The organism is Saccharomonospora halophila 8 (assembly GCF_000383775.1).
In the GTDB taxonomy this organism is placed as follows: domain Bacteria; phylum Actinomycetota; class Actinomycetes; order Mycobacteriales; family Pseudonocardiaceae; genus Saccharomonospora; species Saccharomonospora halophila.
Genome location: NZ_KB912585.1, coordinates 75,844 through 79,041, shown reverse-complemented (window position 1 = coordinate 79,041; position 3,198 = coordinate 75,844). Strand labels below are relative to the sequence as shown.

The following is a 3,198-nucleotide window of genomic DNA, read 5'->3' as shown; positions in this document are numbered from 1 at the left end:
CGGGCGGCCCGCCGGGAGGCGGTCGTCGACCGTTCACCGACTCCGCGACCGTTCACCGACTCCGCCCCCACGCCGCGCGCCGGTGCGCCATCATGATCCGCGCAGGGGGGCACCGGACACCGAACGAACAGGGGATCACACCCGTGGACTCAGCCGACACCACACCGGACGTGGCGACGATCGACCCGAACACGCCGAGCGTGGCCCGCGCCTACAGCTACCTGCTCGGCGGGAAGGACTACTACGCCGCCGACCTGGCGGTGGTGAAGTTCCTCGAGGACACCTTCAAGGACCCGTACGCCTCGGCGATGACGAACCGGCGCTGGCTGCGCCGCGTCGTGCGGTGGCTGACCCGCCACGCCGGCATCGACCAGTTCCTCGACTGCGGCTCCGGACTGCCCACCGACGACAACGTGCACCAGGTGGCGCAGCGGCTCAACCCCGAGGCCCGCGTCGTCTACAGCGACAACGACCCGACCGTGCAGGCCCACGGCCGGGCGCTGCTGGAGGACAACGACCGGTCGGTGTTCGTCGCCGCCGACCTCACCGACCCGGATACGCTGCTGAACGACCCGGCGGTGCGGCGGCTGCTCGACTTCGACCGGCCGATCGCGATGATCCAGTGCTTCACCCTGCACCACGAACCGGACGAACCCCGCCCGGTCGCCGACATCATGCGGACCTACGTGGACGCGCTGCCGCGCGGCAGCTACGTGTCCCTGACCCACATCACCTACCCGCCCGCGGCCGACGACCCGGACGGCACCGGCCGCGCGATGGTCGACGAGCTGCGCCGCGGCATCCGCGACAAGGGCATGGACTCGGGCTACTTCCGCGAGTACGACCACGTGCGGTCGTTCTTCGACGGGCTGGAACTGGTGGAACCCGGACTGGTGCCCGCCGCCGACTGGTGGCCCGACGGGCCGGTGCCACGCAACGAGACCGACGCCATCGTCTACGGCGGCGTCGGCAAGAAGGTCTGAACCGCGCAGCGACGCAGCGACCGGGTTCGACGCCGGGACGCGACGCGCCCGGGTGGAACAGCGCGGTCTGCGGCTGCTCCGCCCGAGCGCGAACGGACGGCGTGGAACCGGCTCAGGCGCCGAAGGCGTCCGGGTCCGGGCCGACGCGGGCGCCGGTGTCCAGCGCCGCGATCGCGGCCATATCGTCCTCGCTGAGCGCGAAGTCGAAAATGTCCAGGTTGGACCGGATCCGCGACGGGGTGGCCGACTTCGGGATCGTGACGTTGCCCAGCTGGAAGTGCCAGCGCAGCACGATCTGCGCCGGGGTCTTGCCGTGCCTGTCGGCCAGCGACACCAACGTCTGCTCGTCCAGCAGGCCCTTGCCCTGACCCAGCGGGCTCCACGCCTCGGTGACGATGCCGTGCTCGGCGTGGAAGGCACGCAGCTCGGCCTGCGGCAGGTTCGGGTGCAGCTCGATCTGGTTCACCGCGGGCACCACGCTCGTCTCGTCGAACAGGCGCCGCAGGTGCGTGCTGTGGAAGTTGGACACCCCGATCGCGCGGGCCCGGCCCTCGGCGTGCAGCGTCTCGAACGCCTTCCAGGTGTCCACGTACCGGTCCTGGCCGGGCATCGGCCAGTGGATCAGGTACAGGTCGACGTAGTCCAGGCCGAGACGGGCCAGGCTGGCGTCGAACGCGGCCAGCGTGTTGTCGTATCCCTGGCTGTCGTTCCACAGTTTCGTGGTGACGAACAGCTCCTCCCGGGGCACACCCGACGCGGCGATCGCCTTGCCGACGCCCTCCTCGTTGCCGTAGATCGTGGCGGTGTCGATGCTGCGGTAGCCCGCTCGCAGCGCCTCCAGCGTCGGCTCGAACACCTCGTCGGCCGGGACCTGGAAGACGCCGTAGCCGAGTCGCGGCATCTCCGCGCCGGTGTTCAGGGTGATGGTCGGAACCTGTGCCATGGGCAGTGCCGTCCTCGTTTCCGTCGGTTCACGTTCCTCGATACGGGTGGGGTCACCACAGCGAGTGGGCCCCGCTCCAAGGAACGGATCAGCGGCCCCACGCATTCCCCGCCGCGGGCACCGCGTGCCCATCCGCCTCCGGCGGTTCGGGCGTGCCGGGTGGGCCGCGCGGGTCGGAACCGTGCGTGTCAGAACACCGTGCCGACGTCGTGCGCGAGGAGCTCGTCGGTCGCCCGTTCGGCCACCGCGGCGATCGTCATCGACGGGGTGCACGCCGCGGCGGTATCCGGAAGCAGGGACCCCTCCAGCACGTACAGCCCGAGTTGCCCCCGCACCCGGCCGGCCGGTCACAGACCGTGCCCCTCGACGCACCGCCCAACGGGTGCCACGTGTTCGGGGGGCAGGGCGAGGTGGTGTCCAGCTCCACCGAGCCGAAGCCCGCGATCTCGCCGATCCGGGTGTCGATGCGGCGTGCCCGCGCGGCGGCCGCCGTCGCCCCGGCGAGCAGGGGGACCCGTCGACTCAGCTCCGGCACGGTGCCCTCCTCGCCGCGCCGGGGACGTCCGGGGGTGACCTGTTCCGGGAAGGTGCCGCGCCGGCGCGCCGGGAGTGCGTCATAGGAAGGGACAACGACACAGCGCGACCATGGTCACTCGCGCGTAGTGACGTCGGGGGTGGAGGCCGTCGGCGGCGGGTGCAGGGCGTCGGCGGTGGTCCTGATCGTGCTCAGCGCGGCGGTCACCAGCGGGTGGTCCCGGCTGCCGCGCCGGGTGGCGGCGAGGATCCGCCGCGCGGGCGCGTGTTCACCCCGCAGCGGGATCCGCGCGACCGGCCGGTCCTCGTGCAACCGTGCGAGGCGGGGCACGAGGATGATGCCGAACCGGTGGGCGACCAGGGCGGTGCCGGTGTCCCACTCGTCGGCGTAGTGGGCGATGTTCGGGGTGAACCCGGCGCCGAGGCAGGCCGTGAGCACCAGCTGGTGATAGGTGCTGCCGGGACGGCCCAGGATCCACTGTTCGTCGGCGGCGTCGGCGAGCGTGACCGTCCGCCGTCCGGTGAGCCGGTGCCCGGCCGGCACCACCAGGTCCAGCGGGTCGTCGAGCAGATCCCGCTGGTCGAACCGGGTGTCGGAGGTCGGCGGGGTGTCGGCGGTCGCGGTCAGCAACGCCAGGTCCGCGTCGCCGGCCAGCAGCAGGTCGAAGCAGCGGGCGGGCTCGGCCTCGATGACGCGCACCCCCAGCCGGGGATGCCGGTCCCGCAGCGTCGCCGCCG

Annotated in this window: 4 protein-coding genes; 1 reads left to right on the top strand and 3 read right to left on the bottom strand. The window is 72.3% G+C overall.

Translation table 11 applies throughout. The features are described 5' to 3' along the window. The first annotated feature begins 143 nt into the window (after positions 1-143). Positions 144-983: an SAM-dependent methyltransferase gene (locus SACHA_RS0118440; protein ID WP_039739748.1), complete on the top strand. Its 840-nt coding sequence runs from the start codon at positions 144-146 to the stop codon at positions 981-983. 112 nt (positions 984-1,095) lie between these two features. On the opposite strand, the gene SACHA_RS0118435 is transcribed toward SACHA_RS0118440, so the two are convergent. The 3 genes from SACHA_RS0118435 to SACHA_RS23035 form a co-directional block, all read right to left on the bottom strand. Further along, positions 1,096-1,926, bottom strand: coding sequence for an aldo/keto reductase (locus tag SACHA_RS0118435; protein WP_019812150.1), 831 nt, complete (start codon positions 1,924-1,926; stop codon positions 1,096-1,098). Between the two features lie 188 nt (positions 1,927-2,114). Further along, positions 2,115-2,261, bottom strand: coding sequence for a hypothetical protein (locus SACHA_RS26360; protein WP_019812149.1), 147 nt, complete (start codon positions 2,259-2,261; stop codon positions 2,115-2,117). Between the two features lie 314 nt (positions 2,262-2,575). Continuing rightward, positions 2,576-3,198, bottom strand: a 623-nt coding sequence (locus SACHA_RS23035) for a LysR substrate-binding domain-containing protein (RefSeq protein ID WP_019812148.1), incomplete at its 5' end; no start/stop codon positions are given.

Bases quoted from the DNA above. Each gene is read 5' to 3' on its own strand.
- SACHA_RS0118435 (WP_019812150.1), bottom strand. From the start codon at position 1,926: ATGGCACAGGTTCCGACCATCACCCTGAACACCGGCGCGGAGATGCCG.